A 17,757-nucleotide genomic window follows, 5' to 3' on the forward strand; every position below is an offset into this window, starting at 1 on the left:
GTTTTCAGTTACTTCAGTAGTAAGTTGGGGTTTTGACCCAATCGCAACAATATATCAGCGGTATTATGAACCCCAAACTCAGCAGCCAAGTGCGCCCCCAGCGTACCGTGAATGTACATAAGAAGCATAATGAATAGCCCGGAAAGTAAATAGGTCAACTGCACTTGTTGAGCGTCATTTTTACACCAAACATAGCGCTGAAATCCTCTCCAAACAGCCATACCAACAATCAGCGCTAGAAGAAAAACACCACCTACTCCATGCCAAAGCATTGTTTGCATCGCTTGTAATCCCCAGGCACTCTTTACCTCAGTGGATGGTTCTGCCAACATCATTTCGTAAAAACCTGCTGCCACTGTCAAAAATGTGATGAGTGCTGAAGCTAGTATATTATACCAGCCAACATCAAAGAAATTAGAAGGAGTGGCAGGAATTGCTAAAAACTTGAAGATTGCTTTTTGTAGAGGGAACAGCACACCAATGAGATCAAAGGTAATGCCAAGGATGAACAAACCCAGAGTCAGATGGACTAGATTTGGGTGAATGGGTATGGCATAGGGCAATCCATTGACTCCCAGATGAGTTTTTAATTGGTAAATAACTTCAGGGCTCATTGCAGCAAGCCCTCCTTCACCGCTTCAACAACTGGCACTGTGTGTAGTCCATATACCCAAACCAGTTGATCTCCAAAATATACTTGTACAACAATCAAACTAGTTAAAATAAGACCTGCTGCTAGGTAATAGACTGATATCTTTTCTGGATTGCGGGAACGAATTACATAACGCCAAGCTGTAATAGCTGCAAGAATTCCTGAAAGCGACCAGCCAAGGAGCGTATGTAAATTAAGTACTGGTTGAGATACGTTATAAGGTTTTGCCAAACCTGCTTCAAATTGACCAAATATGATGGCGATGAAGATGGAGATTGTAGCGAAAAACATATTCCACCAGCTCACCTCAAAAAGACGGTGGTTACGAGTAAAGTACCCAATCACATCACATAAAAAGGCAAACAACACCATCGCAATCACAAAATGGACAACAATCGGGTGCATTGTATCGGGATACGGTAAATTATGGTCATTCATGGACAGAAAATGCTCAAGCATAGTATTTCTATGTATCAATTCTTGATTAATTGTTAGTAGCTAATAAACAACAGCTAGCTAATAAGTATTCACTCCAAAAAATCAGCGATCGCAATCTTTTGACTTTTATAAAGACTGAAGTTGGACTGGAAATCTATTTACATAACAGCAGCAACTCTCAAGATAAAAATCATTTTTGCACAACAGCTTTATATTGATAGGTAAAAGCTTGCTCGAATGAATATAGAATTACAGCAATTTATCGTTATGTTTATTCAACAAGTGTTTACATGGAAATCCAACTTCAATCCCTGAATCATAAACTCAATAGCTTTTGTAAAAGCAGTGTGCCACAATCTTAACACTGCTTATTTTGGACTATTGATTCCCCATAGATAAAGAATATCATACATCTTGCAAATTTACTTGCTAAAGTAAATTTATTTGCAAAGAGTATTCGTGGTAACAATTAATCAGAAATTAAAGGATTCTCCAGCAACAATTGGGTTTTTCTTGTTTTGTTTCTGGGTTAGCAGCTGTTGAACTGTTCAAAAAGCGAGATATTCAAGGGTAGGTCGGTTTTTCTTCTAGTCTCGCGGCTGATTCTAAGACATTTTTAGTTATCGATTTATGTGATACAAAGCTTTTGTGTGGTAACTTAACTGTTCTCATAATAAAATTGCTCAATAAATTGGCAGTCGCAAGTAAATTTGCGAGATGTATGATATTCTTGATTTATGGGAATCAAAAGCGAAATCACGAAAGGTCGATTCTGGCATAGACATTATGTTCATTGCTTTGTAATCTCTCAATTGTTGTCTTACTGTGGTTAAAGGTTAACCAATCGTTTGATGAACTGATGGTCATGCTCCGCAAGTTTCTGGAGGTATTGTGGAGGTCTTGATCGCTAGCAGTTCCAGAGTTGTAGGGAGGCTTTTGTCTGCTTGCAGTTCATCAATCGCATTGGGATAAACAGCATTTTTTTCAATCCATATTTTATATCAGGTCGTAATGGTAGTGAACAATAGTTGCAGGAATTAGAGTTAGTAAAAACATCTTGTTCACACTCAATAAATTACTCTTATTAATATATAAATTAATTAATTCTTGAACTAAATAACGAAATATATTAAACAGATACTCAACTTTATATACAAGTTAGGTATTTAATTTATAGTATCTAAAACTAAGGGTTTTCGTAATTTATTCATAAACACTAATTTGTATTATTGTTATCAAACTTACTATTAAATGATTTTGATATAGCTAATATTTTAAAAGTACAAAAACCTTTCATAAAGTGTAGAAATTGGTTCAGGAGCAAAAAGTTATGGCATTGAAATTGTTGAAATGCGATGAATCCATTCCAGAACGTGAAAAGCACGTTTATATCAAAGAAAAAGGAGAAGACACAACTCAATTTCTACCTCTTTCCAACATCGAAACAATACCTGGCTCACTCTCAGAGCGCGGATGCAGCTACTGTGGTGCTAAACTCGTGATTGGTGGTGTTCTCAAAGACACCATTCAAATGATTCATGGCCCCATCGGTTGCTCCTACGATACCTGGCACACCAAACGCTATCCTTCTGACAACGGCAACTTCCAACTCAAGTATGCTTGGTCAAGCGATATGAAAGAGTCGCATATAGTCTTTGGTGGCGAAAAGCAACTCAAAAAATCGATGCTGGAAGCCTTCGCGGAATTTCCCGAGATCAAGCGGATGATTGTCTACACCACCTGCGCTACTGCACTGATTGGAGATGACATTAGAGCCGTTGTTAAAGATGTCGAAAAACAACTCGGTGATGTAGATATCTTCTGTGTTGAGTGTCCTGGTTTTGCAGGTGTTAGCCAATCCAAGGGTCACCACGTTCTCAATATTGGCTGGGTGAATGAGAAAGTGGGAACACTTGAGCCGGAAATCACCAGCCCATATACGATGAATGTCATCGGCGACTACAACATTCAGGGCGATACGTTTGTCCTAGAAAAGTACATGGAAAAAATGGGTGTGCAAATTATCGCCCATTTTACTGGTAACGGTACTTATGATTCATTGCGGGGTATGCATAGAGCGCAGTTAAACGTTACCAACTGTGCGCGTAGTGCTGGATACATTGCCAATGAGTTGAAGAACAGATATGGTATCCCCCGTTTGGATGTAGATACTTGGGGCTTTGACTATTGTAAGGAAGCATTGCGGAAAATCGGTGCCTTCTTTGGTATTGAGGACAGGGCGGAAGCTTTGATTGCCGAAGAAGTTGCCAAATATGAATCAAAGCTGGCGTGGTATAAAGAGCGTTTAAAGGGTAAAAAAGTCTGTATTTGGACTGGTGGGCCAAGATTGTGGCATTGGACGAAAGCCCTAGAAGACGATTTGGGTATGCAAGTTGTGGCAATGTCCTCGAAGTTTGGTCATCAAGAAGACTTTGAAAAGGTGATTGCCAGAGGTCAAGAAGGGACTATCTATATTGATGATGGCAACGAACTCGAATTTTTCGAGGTGCTAGAGATAGTCAAACCCGATTTAGTTCTAACTGGGCCAAGAGTAGGAGCATTGGTGAAGAAATTACACTTGCCCTATGTTAACGGACATGGATACCACAATGGTCCGTATATGGGATTTGAAGGTGCTGTGAATATGGCACGGGATATGTACAATGCCATTTCCTCACCTTTGATGAAATTTGCTGCAATAGATATCCGTGAAGATGAGAAGCAAAAAGATATATCCAGTCAGGAAAACGATAAAACTTTGAAGGAGAAATCTGAGGAAATCATTAATGGTATTCTGAACAAAACTGCCGATATCTTTTCTGTAGAACAGGTGGTTCTGGAAACTCCTGCCGATAAGAGTTTTGATCCGAATACAAATATACTCATGCCTGAACCGTCTTATACTCCGACACCTGAAGAAAATAGGAAACTTCTGGAGAGTGAAGTACAACAATCAGCAGAATCTGTTGATATTACATTAACTGAAGCGATCGCAGCACATGAAAATTCCAAACTTGAAACTCAGCTATTGCTACCACATGCCAATGAAAAATTACCTCAATGGCAACAAATTGTCGAAAAACTTACTGATTTTTCGGAACAATTTCCCGAATACTTAGGTAAATTTTTCAACGAATACCAGCTACCAATTTTTTATTTTGCTTCAATTATTGCAGCAACTATAGCAGTTAAGATAGTTCTAGCTGTATTAAATGTAATCAATGAAATTCCACAGTTACATTTAGTTTTTGAGTTGACCGGAATCGGTTACGCAATATGGTTTGTTTTCCGATATCTACTCAAAGCTTCTACTCGGCAAGAGTTAGCTGCACAAATTCGCTCCATCCAAAAAGAAATTATGCCTAAAGCCAGTCGTCCATAGCACAGATGGTCGAGAGTAGCGATGCTTTCTGCAACAAGAATCGGGTTATGAAATGCCAACAAAACTGCTGCTGAACCTAATCTAATAGTTGAAGTCACAGCCGCTAAATGTGCTAATAACACCAAAATCGACGAACTAACACTGAAATCATTAAAATGATGCTCTGTTACCCAGGCTTCTTCAAAACCCAAGCTTTCTGCATGTTGTATAAGTGTAACTTGTTCAGAAATAGCACGTTGGACACTTTGGTGATTATCTTCGTAGTTACAGAAAAGTCCAGTTTTCATCACCAGCGTTATTGTTCTTGAGTAGCAATCCAATTTAGTTCTAACCAAAGGCGAGGATTAGACTGCTTAAGTTTGGACATTGGATCGTGTACCAAGTTGGTAGCATTTAGACACATCACTTCAACTAATCCTATTTGTTTAGCCACTTCTCGCAGCAAATCTTTTTCAGACTCTAGTATTGCAATAATACTGTTAGGGCAATAAATCCCTATATATTGCATATCCGAGACACATACTCTTACAAAATTAGTATGAATGACTTTCACGTAACACTGGCGTAACAACTTCCAGACACGTGGATGGAATTGCTCAATAATTGCACTAAATTGTTGGGCTAAATCTTCATCAGTAATCATGATTCTCTCCATTGTTGTGCTAGAAAATGTGATTTCCCGTCATCGCTTTATGGCTGCTTGGATTGCATATTGTACAAAAAGGATGGCGTAGGAATTTTTTGTGAATACAATTGGTGTTTTCTTCAAACACGAGAAAGTGCCTCACCAATTCCAGAAGCCGCCGTTTATCGAAAATGCCTTGAATTAATACTTCTAGTTGTGTTTCTCCAGTTGAGGGAAAATCTTCGCCATCGATAGTACGCCACGGTAAATATTCTTGCCAGTCTGAGGTTAATGTCCCTACTCTTGCCCGACTTCCATAGGCAATGACAACAAAGGCATTGTAGAAAAATAGTTTTGGTAGCTTTTGTAAGTGAGTTTGGAATCGTCCATAAGCTGTCTTAAGGGTGGCTGTTTCGTCTATTGGGTTCCAAATTATGACTGCCAATGGTAAGCCATTGATGAAAACAACTACATCCAAACTCTGGATATAACTCTCTTGCTTAACAGTGAATGGATGGATTACCAACCAATCATTGTTGAGTAAATTATCAGCATCAATCAGCCAGACTTTTTCATGAACAAGCTTATGATTTAACTGGTACGTCACGTCCACACCTGCTGTCAGTAGTTGGTGAAAGTGACGGTTATTTTCAAATAGTGTGAGATTCCCGATGCAATTAACCTGACAGATGGCTTGGGTGATCGCTCCTGATGATAAGCTGGGATTAATCCGTTGCACAGCACTATGCAGGCGATCGCGCAAAACTACCTCAGTAATACTGCTACGCTCTGTCCAATTCCCAAAAGTAATGATGTCTTTCTCTAAGAAAACTGTGTAGCCAATGACATCAAACCAAGTCAATAAGGACGATGGTACAGCAGATGTTGTAGAATCAAAGCTGCGGATAAAACTTGTGGGAATGCCACTAGCTCTTAATATTGCTCTTCTTGGCAGTCCAGGATTCATCTGAGGTAGACACTGTAATTTCTAAGCAATACATAAACTTTTACCCAATCAGTGTGATTGGTTGGTATATTCCTAGAGCTTATACCCCTTCTCTACCAACCATCAAAACCGAAATGAGTTACCAAAACTGTATCAATAGTATCAATTTACCAATAATATTGGTAAATTGATACTATTTCAACTGATAACGCTGATAAATGGAGGTTGAGAGAGGACTAAAAATCCTCTTAATCCTTTGCGATCACGTGTAAAGTGAGCAAAAGCTAGATAATGATTATATATATTTTATTGATAGTAGCTGTAACTTAATTCTGCAAAGGCTTGGAGAGTTTTTAACTCTTTCATCGCACCGCAGAGGTCAGGGGTTCGAGTCTCCTATTCTCCATAACCGTCAAATTCATATAGAACAACCGTTTCAATGATTTTTCACAGAGAAATTTGGGTGCTGATCAGCAATTACCCATTACCGACAAGGACGGATAGACGGATAATATAACTGTTTAAGCGGACATGATATAAAATAGAGATATAGCTCCCCAAAATTTATGTAGCAGTCTCTGCCAAAAGTTCTTCTATACCCAAAATATCCAAATCACCAATAATCTCTGCTTTTGTGTGAAACGAAAAGTGGCGCTTACCGCCTTCTGTTGTCCATACCTGTTGCAACATAGCATGAGGAAATTTACCGCTATTAAGTTGGGCAAGCATAGGTGGCCACTTTTGACTAAGTTTGCTCGCTTCGCCAACAAAAAGTTTAAGATTACCGATATGTGCGATCGCGTATATGCCAGAAGACATAATTAATAGTCATTTGTCATTGGTCAATTGTCATTAGTTAGTAGTTAGTGGTGAGTCAGCGCGCCCCAAGGGGGGTCCCTCCCCCAACCCCAAAGGGGGCCCCTAGCCCCCAATCCCCAACGCCAGGTGCTTTATGCCGGGAAACCCGTCCACCGCACTGGCTCCTCCCTGTCGGTCGTGGGGGCCGGTGAGTCCCCCATGAGCGACTGACGAACCCGTAGACACGTAGACGCGTAGACGCGTAGACGCGAAGCGGCTTCCGCAGGTAGCGGCTTCCGCAGGTAGCGGCTTAAGGCAGGGTAGTGGCTTAAGGTAAGGGTAGGGTTAGTTGTTGTTTGTTTACTACTCCTCATACTCCTCCTGTCCCCCTTCCCTTGTCCCCGATCCCTAATCTCCCTTACCTGTCTGAACTTTTACGAAATAAACCTGTCATACTTAGACCAGTAATTAATAACCCCAGTAATCCTAAACCATTCAAAAGGGGATAAATTTTTTCTAAATGAATAATTTCCAGAGTGTGTAGACTGAGGAGAAATGCACCCAATTGACCTTGACCGAACCATTCATCAACAATGGTATAGCCTACGCCTGTGAGTAGTGTCCAAAATAAAGGCAGACACAAAGCGATCGCAATCTGGCGATGATATCGCCGAAACATACGAGTCATAGTAATTACAGAGAAAATAAACTTTAGGTTATCACATTTGTAATTTCCTTGAGAGCGATCGCTCTTAAGGCTATCTGATTCACAATAAATAAAGATAGGTGTTATCTTCACGTAAGCTCATGTACTTAACATACTTAGACAGCAATAGTTGGTTAGTCGAAATCGCAGACAAACGAATACTTATTGATCCTTGGCTAGTAGATTCGTTAACTTTCGGCAATCAAGATTGGTTTTTTAAAGGTTCTCGAACTCAAGATCACCCCATCCCAGAAAACATAGACTTGATCTTGCTGTCTCAAGGGCTAGAAGATCATGCCCATCCCCCAACACTTAAGCAACTTGATCATAATATTCCAGTGGTAGCTTCTCCTAATGCTGCCAAGGTAGTACAGCAGCTAGGTTACACCCAAATCACAGTGCTTGCTCATAATGAAACCTTTACTTTAAATACAAGTGTAGAAATCAAAGCATTTCCTGGTTCGCCCATCGGTCCCACTTTAGTAGAAAATGGTTATCTCCTCAAAGAGTTGCCAAGTAATTTGACTATTTATTATGAACCACACGGATATCATTCCCCCTCACTAAAAGCAGCAGCCCCCATAGATGTTGTGATTACTCCACTTGTTGAGTTGACTTTGCCTATAGTCGGGCCATTTATCAGGGGTGGTAAAAATGCCTTAGAATTAGCCCAGTGGTTGCAACCCCAAGTCATGCTACCCACAGCAGCTGGAGGCGATGTCACGTTTGCAGGATTCCTGACAAATTTCTTGCAAACCAAGGGAAGCATAGAGGAATTTCGTTCGTTACTAGCAAAAAACAATCTTTCTACCCAGGTAATCGAACCCAAATCAGGCGATCGCATTCAGTTGCAATTGCAGAAAAAGGGTGTAGGGGTGTAAGTCATGGCCTTATATTTAGATTCGGCGATCGCATCAGAAGCGGAAATTGCCAAGCGCATGGGTTGGGTAAAAGGTATCACTACCAATCCTACACTTTTAGCTCAAAGTGATATCCCACCAGAGTTAACGCTGAAAAAATTAGTCACCTTGACAAATGGTCCACTTTACTATCAATTAACTGCCTCTGATTTCGATGGCATGGTGCAGGAGGGAAAAAAGGCTTTTGAAATTATTGGTGAACAGACAATACTAAAAATACCAGCCACACCAGTAGGTTTTGAGGTAGTAGCCCATTTGTCGCCTCAAATCACTTGTTCAGTTACGGCAATTTACAGCGCTTCCCAGGCAGTAGTAGCAAAAGAAGCGGGTGCTAAAATTGTGATCGCTTATGTCAACCGCGCCACCCCTTTGTTGGGTGATGGTATTGCTTTGGTAAGGGATATGGCAAGTATCCTTGCTGGTAGTAATACCGAAATTTTAGCTGCCAGCATCAAATCACCTCAACAAGCAGCTGCATCGTTACAAGCCGGGGCGCACCATTTGACTTTACCATTGGCAATGTTGCGGGCTATGGCCACTCATGAATTATCAGAGAAAACAGTAGAAGAGTTTGCTTCCAATGGGATTGGAATAATTGCAATATAGAAAGAAAAGAAACGAACACCGATGGACACCGATGCACACAGATGGCTTATCGGTGTTCCATGAGTGTTCCATGAGTGTTCGATATCTATTAAAACTTAACAGTAAGCGATTTCCTTCAGGGTGCGATCGCTTCTTTAAAACTATTAATTATTACTAAATTTAATGTATAATCTCTGCCTTAATCTTCTACAAGAGAAGTTATCATGGAGCGTGTTATTTCAGCCCTGGGGTTAATAGTTTTCCTTGGCATTGCCTACGCTTTATCTATACAACGTCGTGCAGTGGGTTGGCGAACAGTGGCGTGGGGGTTGGGTTTGGAATTTATTGTGGCGCTGCTGATTCTTAAAACTCCTAGCGGGTTAACAGTTTTTAAGTCTTTAGGTGATGTTGTCAGTAATTTTTTAGCCTTCTGTGATGTGGGTGCTAAATTTGTTTTTGGAGATAATTATAAAGAGCATTTGTTTGCTTTCCAAGTCTTGCCCAGCATTATCTTTTTCTCTGCATTTATCAGTGTGTTGTATCACTACGGCATTAGCTGGAATATTAATTTGATATCTACAGATGAATGCAGATATAGGCTCAAGCGATCGCACAATTACCCATTACCCATTACCAATTACCCTAATATTGTTTCTTTGTATATCCCAATATCCAATTGTGTGGCTGCTTTAATTGTTTGTACTTGCCTTGAATCATTAACCATAAAGCCATGCGAGTTTGCAACCATCCCTTGCTTAGATAATACCCTGGCTTGGCGTTAATACCCTCAACGGAGTTTTGACCTAGATATGTCATGACTCCGCAGATGCTATCCATTCCTTCTATTGTCACTTTTAAAAAATGGTCGTTGATGTGTCCACTGGGAAGCATGAAAATAGCATACACATGATGCCGACCACGCCAAGGCTCAATTACGATTTTTTCTGGATGGATATAGAATTTATTACTTGTTGATTTGGAAACAAATTCCGGTTGCTGACAAGTGATTAGAGGCGATCGCTGTGAAACATAAGAAAAGCCAAGAATACCCAATAAGACCAGCGTTAAAAATAGATAGATTAGATTACGTTTTTGCACTAGCAATATCGATTTTCCTCTATCTGATTTATATTCGATAGGCTAACAAAGGGTCATAGAAGTAAAAGCTAAGCTGACTACAAAATACTTTTTTAAAAAAGTATTTTGATTGACTAAGAGCGATCGCACTCATAAAACAAAGCCAATAGCAGCAAGCATTCAATGAACAACAATCGCTGAGAGTGATCACCCAAGAGGGTGAAAAACAATTCAACCATTTAGGTGAACTAAGTGCGTGAGGTCGAAATTGGTAAAAAAAGGGACTCTAGAAATAGAGAAGAAAAACAACATTTAATTCTAGACAAAAGAGTCCTATGAAACTTAAAATCTTAGCAGCTTCCGTACTTTCTGTTGCATCTATTGTCTTTTCATCTGGCATTGCCTCCGCTCAACAAGCAGTGCAACCACGTGGTATGAATGGTAACTACATTGGTGCTGGTGTTGCTGCTGGTGTGACTAATGGCGGACAAAATAACGATTCAGCTCAATTTGGTGGAAATGTGCAAGGAAGAACTGCCATTCCTAATGCACCTATTTCAGTTCGCGGTTCTGTCTTGTTTGGTGGTGATGCAACTGCGCTGATGCCAATGCTAACTTACGATGCACCTGTGGCTAAAAATACTAACGTTTACTTCGGTGGTGGTTACTCATTCGTTACAAATGAAGGTAAAAACACCCCGTTGGGAAATAGAAATGCTACAGTCTTGACCCTTGGTGCAGAATCAGAAGTTGCCAAAAATACCGTTATTTACGGTGATGCTAAATGGGGTATCGATGCTTACAAGAATAGTGATGCTGATGCTGTCAGTTTTCAAGCAGGTGTAGGCTACCTATTCTAGTCAAGGTTGGGAGATAGAGGTGGGGAGAAATTTTTCTCCCTATCACCACATCATCTCCTCGGCTTGAAGTACTAGTACTCTACCACACAAGTTTTGACAGCTTGCGAGACGTCAGATCCCCGACTTTTTTAAAAAGTCGGGGATCTAGCTGACCTATCAAAATCAATTTGGTGAACTACTAGTTGCCAAGACATTAGGTTAATTAACGATGGTAGCGCCTATAGTCACGTTGTTTGATCGGACGAATAGGCACTACTATATAATTGCGCCTTTGAATAGAGCGAATCGGAACCCTACGGTAGCGTTGTTGACGATAACGTCGGTAAACGCGATCACGAGGGTTGCGATCGCGGTTATGGCGATAATACTGTCTATCACAACGATGATTCTCACAATATCTACGAGTTTGAGCATTAGCCTCGGGTGGGACAGTTATAACAGATCCAGCACTAACAACCGCTGCCAAAAAAGCTAGGGTAAAACGTCTGAGCATATTTTTGACATTGATAAACCTGATCATATTTTTTATAGAAACAAAAAAATAGAATAAAAAAACTTAACCCGCAGCCAGATGAAAGGTTAATTCATTACCTTACGATCGCACCGATTGAGATAAACCTAAAGAGTAATGGAAAAACCGTCCCAAAAATTACAAAGCTGACTAAAATCAATCTAGTTAGCTGGGATTGGATATGGTATCTACTTCTACTCGCTTTTCGGATATTCAAAATCACTGGGCCCGCGCTTTTATTGAAGCTTTAGCCCAACGTAAAATTTTAAACGGGTATCCTAATGGCACGTTTCGTCCCGATAACTCAGTAACTCGTGCGGAGTTTGCTGCGATAATTGCCACAGTTTTTAACCAACCTGCCAAGCGGGAGTATGTGCCGTTTACTGATGTTCCTGCTAACCACTGGGCAGTAAATGCGATTAAAAAAGCTTACGAAACAGGATTTCTGTCTGGCTATCCTGATCGCAGTTTTCGTCCTAATAATAGAATTGCTAAAGGCGATGTTTTGGTATCTTTAGTCAGTGGTTTAGGTCTGAGTACTAATATTAAGCCTGACTTATTACCAACCCTTCCTCTTATCTATAATGATGCAGCTAGTATTCCTGAATATGCTAGAAATGCAGTGGCGATCGCCACTCGTGCTGGTATAGTTGCTAATTTTCCTAACGTGAAAATACTTAACCCTAATGTAGCAGCAACCCGAGGTGATGTGGCGGCGATCATATATCAAGCCTTGGTATATCAGGGTAACGCTGAAAAAATAGCCTCCAGCTATATTGTTGTTGCCCCGGAACCAGGAAATATACCTACCCCTGCTGCAATTGTCAGTCATAAACGGGAGTTCCGGGGGGCTTGGGTAGCTTGTGTGTGGAATAGTGACTGGCCTTCCAAACCAGGACTGCCTGTTGCCCAGCAAAAAGCTGAGCTAATCAAGATTATTGAAAAATTAGATGCTCTCAATTTTAACGCCTTGATACTTCAGGTACGACCAGAGGGAGATGCAGTCTATGCTTCCCAATTGGAACCCTGGAGTGCTTGGTTAACAGGAACTCAGGGGAAAGCACCAGATCCATTCTATGACCCTTTAGAATTTGCGATCGCTGAATGCCACAAGCGTAATATTGAACTTCATGCTTGGTTTAACCCTTACCGGGCTAGCACTTCCACTAATCCAGCCAAAACTGTTCGCCCCCACCTCGCAGTTACCAATCCAGAATGCGTCTACCTGTGGAAAACTCAACGCTGGATGGATCCAGGAGTGAAAATAGTTCAGGATCGGGCTTACAACGTCATCTTAGATGTGGTGAAACGCTACGATGTTGATGGCATTCACTTAGACGACTATTTCTATCCCTATCCCGTAGAGGGCCAATCTTTTCCCGATGACAAAACCTACGCTGCATATAAGGCGGCGGGTGGTACACTCAGTCTGGCTGATTGGCGTCGGGACAATGTTAACAAAATGGTACAGCGCCTCTGGCAAGGGATCAAAGCCACCAAGCCCCAGGTCAAATTTGGCATTAGTCCCTTTGGTATCTATCGTCCCGGACAGCCCCCTGGCATTACCGGCTTAGATGCTTACAATGTGTTGTATGCTGACGCTAAGAAATGGCTAGAACAAGGTTGGATTGATTATATTGCTCCCCAGCTTTACTGGCGCACCGACCAAACACAACAAAGTTATTCCGCCTTATTGAAGTGGTGGACACAGATTAACACCAAGCAAAGACACGTTTATGCAGGTAACAATCTCACAGAACCAAACAACAAGAGTCGCGAAAGTGACGAAATTGAAAAGCAGGTGAAAATTAGCCGCAGCCAAGCTGAACAGTTGTCGCTGGGGAATATCTTCTTTAACGTCGGTGTGTTGATGGAAAATAGTCAGGGCATTGCTGATAAATTGCAATTACTTTACAACAAACCTGCCTTACCTCCGACTTTATCTTGGCAGAATGCCACACCACCAGCACCTCCCACAACGTTGCAAGTTAGCAACCGTAAACTGACTTGGAAACCAGGTGATAACAGTCAGATTCGTTCTTGGACAGTTTATAGGCAGAGTGGTGATAGTTGGACATTGCAGCGAGTTTTGCCTGCTAGCACAACCTTTGCTACCGTTGAACCAGGAACCTATGCTATATGTGCCGTTGATCGGTTGGCAAATGAAAGTGCAGGAGCAGTAATAGGAGTTAGTTAAAGCTTATATCATGTCTGCTAGCACACTTATACTATTTGCCTGTGTTGGTAATTGGTAATTGGTAATGGGTAATTGGTCAGCTAAAAGCTCACTTAAGCTATTAGCAATAATTCCTAATCTAAAATCCAAAATCTAAAATCCAAAATTGGTATGAGACCTTATCATCAAGTTCCCATCCAAGAGTGTGGCGAACCGCTAGTAGTTATTCCTTTGGCAATGTTTGCAGTGGAATCTCCCCATCCTTATGAAAAATTAGGTGCGCCTTATGGGGAACATTCTCCCTATTTTCTGCGCCAAAGCGTGGTTGAAAGCTTGATTACAGCCCAAAATCACTTACAATTGCTGCGTCCTGGCTGGCGGATTCAAATTTTTGATGCTTATCGTCCCGTAGCTGTGCAACAGTTTATGGTAAATTACAGTTTTGCCGAAGCGGTACGGAACAGGGGACTTATTGCGGCAAATTTATCAGCAACTCAGCGTCAAGAAATTTGGCAAGAAGTTTATCAAATTTGGGCTGAACCTAGTTTAGATATAAACACACCACCGCCTCATAGTACTGGTGCTGCTGTGGATGTAACATTAGTGGATGAGAACGGCGCAATTGTGAATATGGGTTCGCCGATTGATGAAATGTCAGAGCGATCGCTGCCTAATTACTATGCCAATAGTGAACAACAAGATGCACAACAATATCATGCTAACCGTCTGCTACTGCGAGACGTGATGGAGAAAGCCGATTTTAAACGTAACCCCCGCGAGTGGTGGCATTTTTCTATAGGCGATCAGATGTGGGCTTGGTTGCATAATCAAACCAATCCAGGTCAAAATCTAGTAGCACGCTACGGTAGGCTAATTTAGTTACTTGGCTATTGGTTGTTGCTAGTTAATTGTTAAGTACTTCCAAACAACAAACAACCAACAACCAACAACACCTACGCATCTTCGGGGTTTAGCTGAATTAACTCCTCAGTCGTATAGGTTCCGACTGGACTCCAAACCAAATAAGGAACCAGCAATAAGCTAGCCAGTCGAGAAATAGGCAAAACAGATAACGCTAGCACTATACCTAAAACAAGACCGACTGAACCAATAATTTCTCCGATTCTGAGACTGCGAAACCTCAACATTAAGGGTATGTAGGTAACAGTAATAATTTCCAGCAACAGATAGCAACCCATTAGTAGCCAGGTTATTAAACTGCCTGGATTTTTTTGCCAAATAATATTAGCAGAAACAGCACCGCAAATAAAAATAGCAGTCCAAATAAAAGGTATTAGCGGCTCAAAAACTAACCAACGCGGACGACTTAGCTGGGCAAACCATTTCACATCACGTGGTGTGATAAAAAAACTACCAACTGCAACTAACAAAGTTACAGCCCCAATTACCATCCAAGATTGAATCATATAAATACTCCTTACTGTGTATTTTGTCAAGTCTTACACAGCAATTTTGGCAATTTAGGATATGAGTTTAATCAGTCGTTAGTCATATTGTTGATTGTTGGTAGTTGGTAGTTGGTAGTTGGTAGTTGATTGTTGGTAGTTGGTAGTTGATTGTTGGTAGTTGGTAGTTGATTGTTGGTAGTTTCTCCAAACAACAAGCAACAAACAACAAGCAACAAACAACACTTACACATCTTGAGGATTGAGACGTTCCATAACTTTAGTTGTATATGTACCGATAGGACTCCACAATAAATAAGGTACAAGTAATAGAGTTGCCCAACCAGAAATGGGATAAACTGCGATCGCTAAGATCACCCCAATAACAAAACCCGTTCCTCCCAGAATTGTACCTGCTCTTAAATGGCGAGTCCTAAGCATCACAGGATTGTAGGCAACAGTAACAATTTCTAAAAGCAAATATAACCCCATTAATAACCAGGTTGTAGTCGTTCCTGGGTTTTTTTCCCAAACAATATAAGCGGACCAAGCGCCACAAGTAAATACTACAGTCCAAATTACAGGAATCGCTGCTTCAAATGTTAGCCATCTCGGTCTTTGTAGGCGTTTAAACCATTTGACATCGCTAGGGGTGATGAAGTTAGCACATAAAGCAACTAAAAAAGCAACCCCACCAATTACCATCCAAGATTTAATCATGCATTATAGTCCTCACCCTTTGCGATCTAGTCAGATTTTGTCAATTTGCACGTTTATTACTCATCCACCCAGAGTTTGAACCACTGCAAAACCTGAATCTAGCCTTAGAGATAAACTACATGTAATAGTAAAAACTTTACTGCACCAAAGAAGAATCATCTAATTTTTTAGTAACTTTTGATGCTCCCAATTGTGTTTCTGGGTTGCGAGTATACCAATATGCCCAGGCAATTAACACAGCTTGAAAAGGTAGCCTTGCTATATAAAGTAATTGATTATGAGGAATTCCCTCAACCTCAATATTATACAAAGTCATATAAATATTCGCTGGAAACACAGCAATAAATAGGGCAATTAATCCCCATGCTGCGGCGACACTGACAAATGGAATCATTAAACCAATACCACCTAGAATTTCAAAAAAACCACTAATATAAACAGATGCAAACGGCGGAAATGGTGGTGGAACAATGCGCGCATATTGCTCCGGTCTAATAAAATGGGTGATACCAACAATGATGATAGAAACAGCGAGAACTCCACGGAGGATTTCTTTACGACGATGATCTAAATTAGGCAATAAAGACATAAAAAAGATAACAAACACTAGTCAAATACTAAATATCGACGTGTCATTATACTTCTATCGCAAGTTAGCTTTACCTCCAGCAATATATATAGACTTACCCTCCAAATGACATCCAAAATACATCTATTCCCATCTGTGTACATCGCCTTGCACGGTGTTCGACCTACAAAAAATATATTTTTTACTACCCTAATTAATATCAAAGCTAATTTCTCTCTCCTAAGCAAGAAGAACTGAGGGGGTGACAAGGGGGATGTAACTTAGGCTTGGCTTGCCTTTCACTTTAATCACTGCTGAAAAGATGAGAATTAATTGAGCGCGATCGCGCTTTGTGAAAATAGGAGTTTTGAGTGCTGATGAATAAGAAAAATCTTGCTGTTGCTTTTTATCTTTGAGGGCGTCCGTCACCTGAAAGGCTTGCCCTGCCACAAGTTGACTGCGGTTGTCACCCCCTCAGCAAGAAGAATTTTATCAATCCATATTAAACAGTAACTATAATAATTCTCTTCATTCGTTAAGATGGCAAACATCATTGAATTTAATTTATTTGCTCCTTGTAATCACCCAGTCTCCTTAATTGGTTCTTTTTAATCATTTTCTATTAGCACACCTGGTTAATTAACCACTGCATCGCACTTTCGACATTGCTGACTTTTTCTGCTGGTGGAGTGGGTGGACGCTTCACCATTACCACCTTCAGCCCTAACTCCCGCGCCGCGATGATCTTGGCATAGGTAGCATCACCACCGCTATTCTTACTTACCAAAGTATCAATCTGATATTCGATTAACAACCGACGTTCATTGTCTAAAGCAAAAGGGCCGCGATCGCACAATATCATCCCTGATGGTACTAATGCATTAGGCGCAGGTGGATCAATCAGCCGCATCAAAAACCAAATATTGTCCAAGCTAGCAAAAGGTGCAAGTTGCTGTCTACCGATAGTCAAGAATACCCGTTTGGCAAATTTAGGTAACACACTAGCAGCAGTTTCCACACTATCAACCTCTATCCACTCATCCCCAGGAAGTCGTTGCCATGCCGGACGAATAAACATTAAATAAGGGATATTACAGCTTGCAGCAGCAGTCGCCGCATTCCAAGAAATCTGTGCTGCAAAGGGATGAGTCGCATCAATTAGCAAATCTATTTTTGCTTCACGCAGATATGCAGCTAAACCCGCTTCACCACCAAAACCACCAAATCGCACTATTCCTGTAGGTACTTGTGGATTACGAGTGCGACCTGCTAAAGATGTGATCACTTCTATTTGCTCTATCACCGAGGCTTTAGCCGCTAACTCAGCAGCATCACCTGTTCCACCAAGAATAAGAAGACGTTTCATATAAATGGTTGGTTGTTGGTT

Annotated in this window: 20 protein-coding genes and 2 pseudogenes; 7 read left to right on the top strand and 15 right to left on the bottom strand. The window is 40.9% G+C overall.

The window, feature by feature from the left end; all coding sequences use genetic code 11:
* Positions 1-8 precede the first annotated feature (8 nt).
* Together UYI_RS0115830 and UYI_RS0115835 are read right to left on the bottom strand one after the other, a co-directional pair.
* Positions 9-614, bottom strand: coding sequence for a DUF2231 domain-containing protein (locus UYI_RS0115830; RefSeq protein ID WP_016867618.1), 606 nt, complete (start codon positions 612-614; stop codon positions 9-11).
* Positions 611-1,111 carry a DUF2231 domain-containing protein gene (locus tag UYI_RS0115835; RefSeq protein WP_026085980.1) on the bottom strand — a complete coding sequence of 167 codons (501 nt, stop codon included), beginning with the start codon at positions 1,109-1,111 and terminating at the stop codon, positions 611-613. Before UYI_RS0115835 ends, UYI_RS0115830 begins: the two co-directional genes overlap by 4 nt.
* A 1,309-nt stretch (positions 1,112-2,420) precedes the next feature.
* Here UYI_RS0115835 and vnfD point away from each other — a divergent pair.
* Positions 2,421-4,472 carry a nitrogenase vanadium-iron protein, alpha chain gene (gene vnfD / locus UYI_RS32750; RefSeq protein WP_016867620.1) on the top strand — a complete coding sequence of 684 codons (2,052 nt, stop codon included), beginning with the start codon at positions 2,421-2,423 and terminating at the stop codon, positions 4,470-4,472.
* Here the strand turns inward: vnfD and UYI_RS34890 are convergent.
* The 6 genes and pseudogenes from UYI_RS34890 to UYI_RS0115860 form a co-directional block, all read right to left on the bottom strand.
* Positions 4,448-4,759, bottom strand: a pseudogene (locus tag UYI_RS34890) (LLM class flavin-dependent oxidoreductase); the annotation flags it as partial. The gene vnfD and the pseudogene UYI_RS34890 sit on opposite strands and share 25 nt — an antisense overlap.
* 8 nt (positions 4,760-4,767) lie before the next feature.
* The gene (locus tag UYI_RS0115845) at positions 4,768-5,115 is read right to left on the bottom strand and encodes a hypothetical protein (protein ID WP_016867621.1); all 348 of its coding nucleotides are present in this window, start codon (positions 5,113-5,115) and stop codon (positions 4,768-4,770) included.
* Between the two features lie 19 nt (positions 5,116-5,134).
* Positions 5,135-6,064 carry a type I restriction endonuclease gene (locus UYI_RS0115850; RefSeq protein WP_016867622.1) on the bottom strand — a complete coding sequence of 310 codons (930 nt, stop codon included), beginning with the start codon at positions 6,062-6,064 and terminating at the stop codon, positions 5,135-5,137.
* Positions 6,065-6,607: 543 nt separating this feature from the next.
* Complete coding sequence (locus UYI_RS0115855; RefSeq protein ID WP_016867623.1) at positions 6,608-6,862, bottom strand: GIY-YIG nuclease family protein; 255 nt, start codon at positions 6,860-6,862, stop codon at positions 6,608-6,610.
* A gap of 131 nt (positions 6,863-6,993) precedes the next feature.
* Positions 6,994-7,215 (bottom strand): hypothetical protein, encoded by a 222-nt coding sequence (locus UYI_RS36850; RefSeq protein WP_157226348.1) that lies wholly within the window; start codon positions 7,213-7,215, stop codon positions 6,994-6,996.
* Positions 7,216-7,259: 44 nt separating this feature from the next.
* Positions 7,260-7,529 (bottom strand): hypothetical protein, encoded by a 270-nt coding sequence (locus UYI_RS0115860; RefSeq protein WP_026085981.1) that lies wholly within the window; start codon positions 7,527-7,529, stop codon positions 7,260-7,262.
* A 119-nt stretch (positions 7,530-7,648) separates the two neighbouring features.
* On the opposite strand from UYI_RS0115860, the gene UYI_RS0115865 reads away from it, so the two are divergent.
* The 4 genes and pseudogenes from UYI_RS0115865 (at position 7,649) to UYI_RS0115880 (ending at position 10,989) form a co-directional block, all read left to right on the top strand.
* A complete protein-coding gene (locus UYI_RS0115865; RefSeq protein WP_016867625.1) occupies positions 7,649-8,428 on the top strand; it encodes an MBL fold metallo-hydrolase in 780 nt (259 codons plus the stop codon).
* A gap of 3 nt (positions 8,429-8,431) precedes the next feature.
* A complete protein-coding gene (locus UYI_RS0115870) occupies positions 8,432-9,073 on the top strand; it encodes a transaldolase family protein (protein ID WP_016867626.1) in 642 nt (213 codons plus the stop codon).
* 203 nt (positions 9,074-9,276) lie between these two features.
* A pseudogene (locus tag UYI_RS34895) lies at positions 9,277-9,606 on the top strand (Na+ dependent nucleoside transporter N-terminal domain-containing protein); the annotation flags it as partial.
* Between the two features lie 858 nt (positions 9,607-10,464).
* A complete protein-coding gene (locus tag UYI_RS0115880; protein ID WP_016867628.1) occupies positions 10,465-10,989 on the top strand; it encodes an outer membrane beta-barrel protein in 525 nt (174 codons plus the stop codon).
* A gap of 202 nt (positions 10,990-11,191) precedes the next feature.
* Here UYI_RS0115880 and UYI_RS0115885 read toward each other — a convergent pair whose 3' ends face one another.
* Positions 11,192-11,482, bottom strand: a complete 291-nt coding sequence (locus UYI_RS0115885) for a hypothetical protein (protein ID WP_016867629.1) — start codon at positions 11,480-11,482, stop codon at positions 11,192-11,194.
* 199 nt (positions 11,483-11,681) lie between these two features.
* Between UYI_RS0115885 and UYI_RS0115890 the strand changes: the two genes are divergently transcribed.
* Both UYI_RS0115890 and UYI_RS0115895 read left to right on the top strand, forming a co-directional pair.
* A complete protein-coding gene (locus UYI_RS0115890; protein WP_016867630.1) occupies positions 11,682-13,697 on the top strand; it encodes a glycoside hydrolase family 10 protein in 2,016 nt (671 codons plus the stop codon).
* Between the two features lie 150 nt (positions 13,698-13,847).
* Positions 13,848-14,555 (top strand): M15 family metallopeptidase, encoded by a 708-nt coding sequence (locus tag UYI_RS0115895; RefSeq protein ID WP_016867631.1) that lies wholly within the window; start codon positions 13,848-13,850, stop codon positions 14,553-14,555.
* A 74-nt stretch (positions 14,556-14,629) separates the two neighbouring features.
* Here the strand turns inward: UYI_RS0115895 and UYI_RS0115900 are convergent, their stop codons facing one another.
* From UYI_RS0115900 to UYI_RS0115925, 6 genes are all read right to left on the bottom strand, one after another.
* The gene (locus tag UYI_RS0115900) at positions 14,630-15,103 is read right to left on the bottom strand and encodes a TspO/MBR family protein (RefSeq protein WP_016867632.1); all 474 of its coding nucleotides are present in this window, start codon (positions 15,101-15,103) and stop codon (positions 14,630-14,632) included.
* A 71-nt stretch (positions 15,104-15,174) separates the two neighbouring features.
* Positions 15,175-15,318 carry a hypothetical protein gene (locus UYI_RS37680; protein WP_162140401.1) on the bottom strand — a complete coding sequence of 48 codons (144 nt, stop codon included), beginning with the start codon at positions 15,316-15,318 and terminating at the stop codon, positions 15,175-15,177.
* Positions 15,319-15,328: 10 nt separating this feature from the next.
* Complete coding sequence (locus UYI_RS0115910; RefSeq protein WP_016867634.1) at positions 15,329-15,802, bottom strand: TspO/MBR family protein; 474 nt, start codon at positions 15,800-15,802, stop codon at positions 15,329-15,331.
* 136 nt (positions 15,803-15,938) lie between these two features.
* Positions 15,939-16,391 carry a DoxX family protein gene (locus UYI_RS0115915; protein WP_016867635.1) on the bottom strand — a complete coding sequence of 151 codons (453 nt, stop codon included), beginning with the start codon at positions 16,389-16,391 and terminating at the stop codon, positions 15,939-15,941.
* A gap of 219 nt (positions 16,392-16,610) precedes the next feature.
* Positions 16,611-16,820, bottom strand: a complete 210-nt coding sequence (locus UYI_RS0115920) for a hypothetical protein (RefSeq protein WP_016867636.1) — start codon at positions 16,818-16,820, stop codon at positions 16,611-16,613.
* A gap of 172 nt (positions 16,821-16,992) precedes the next feature.
* Positions 16,993-17,736, bottom strand: coding sequence for a cobalt-precorrin-6A reductase (locus UYI_RS0115925; RefSeq protein WP_016867637.1), 744 nt, complete (start codon positions 17,734-17,736; stop codon positions 16,993-16,995).
* Between the last annotated feature and the right edge of the window lie 21 nt (positions 17,737-17,757).

The organism is Fischerella muscicola PCC 7414, from assembly GCF_000317205.1.
GTDB lineage: Bacteria > Cyanobacteriota > Cyanobacteriia > Cyanobacteriales > Nostocaceae > Fischerella > Fischerella muscicola.

Bases quoted from the DNA above. Each gene is read 5' to 3' on its own strand.
- UYI_RS0115835 (WP_026085980.1), bottom strand. From the start codon at position 1,111: ATGCTTGAGCATTTTCTGTCCATGAATGACCATAATTTACCGTATCCC.
- UYI_RS0115870 (WP_016867626.1), top strand. From the start codon at position 8,432: ATGGCCTTATATTTAGATTCGGCGATCGCATCAGAAGCGGAAATTGCC.
- UYI_RS0115915 (WP_016867635.1), bottom strand. From the start codon at position 16,391: ATGTCTTTATTGCCTAATTTAGATCATCGTCGTAAAGAAATCCTCCGT.
- UYI_RS0115860 (WP_026085981.1), bottom strand. From the start codon at position 7,529: ATGACTCGTATGTTTCGGCGATATCATCGCCAGATTGCGATCGCTTTG.
- UYI_RS0115830 (WP_016867618.1), bottom strand. From the start codon at position 614: ATGAGCCCTGAAGTTATTTACCAATTAAAAACTCATCTGGGAGTCAAT.
- UYI_RS0115880 (WP_016867628.1), top strand. From the start codon at position 10,465: ATGAAACTTAAAATCTTAGCAGCTTCCGTACTTTCTGTTGCATCTATT.
- UYI_RS0115850 (WP_016867622.1), bottom strand. From the start codon at position 6,064: ATGAATCCTGGACTGCCAAGAAGAGCAATATTAAGAGCTAGTGGCATT.
- UYI_RS0115895 (WP_016867631.1), top strand. From the start codon at position 13,848: ATGAGACCTTATCATCAAGTTCCCATCCAAGAGTGTGGCGAACCGCTA.
- UYI_RS0115900 (WP_016867632.1), bottom strand. From the start codon at position 15,103: ATGATTCAATCTTGGATGGTAATTGGGGCTGTAACTTTGTTAGTTGCA.
- UYI_RS0115890 (WP_016867630.1), top strand. From the start codon at position 11,682: ATGGTATCTACTTCTACTCGCTTTTCGGATATTCAAAATCACTGGGCC.
- UYI_RS0115885 (WP_016867629.1), bottom strand. From the start codon at position 11,482: ATGCTCAGACGTTTTACCCTAGCTTTTTTGGCAGCGGTTGTTAGTGCT.
- UYI_RS0115925 (WP_016867637.1), bottom strand. From the start codon at position 17,736: ATGAAACGTCTTCTTATTCTTGGTGGAACAGGTGATGCTGCTGAGTTA.
- UYI_RS36850 (WP_157226348.1), bottom strand. From the start codon at position 7,215: ATGAGGAGTAGTAAACAAACAACAACTAACCCTACCCTTACCTTAAGC.
- UYI_RS0115865 (WP_016867625.1), top strand. From the start codon at position 7,649: ATGTACTTAACATACTTAGACAGCAATAGTTGGTTAGTCGAAATCGCA.
- UYI_RS0115910 (WP_016867634.1), bottom strand. From the start codon at position 15,802: ATGATTAAATCTTGGATGGTAATTGGTGGGGTTGCTTTTTTAGTTGCT.
- UYI_RS0115845 (WP_016867621.1), bottom strand. From the start codon at position 5,115: ATGATTACTGATGAAGATTTAGCCCAACAATTTAGTGCAATTATTGAG.
- vnfD (WP_016867620.1), top strand. From the start codon at position 2,421: ATGGCATTGAAATTGTTGAAATGCGATGAATCCATTCCAGAACGTGAA.
- UYI_RS0115855 (WP_016867623.1), bottom strand. From the start codon at position 6,862: ATGTCTTCTGGCATATACGCGATCGCACATATCGGTAATCTTAAACTT.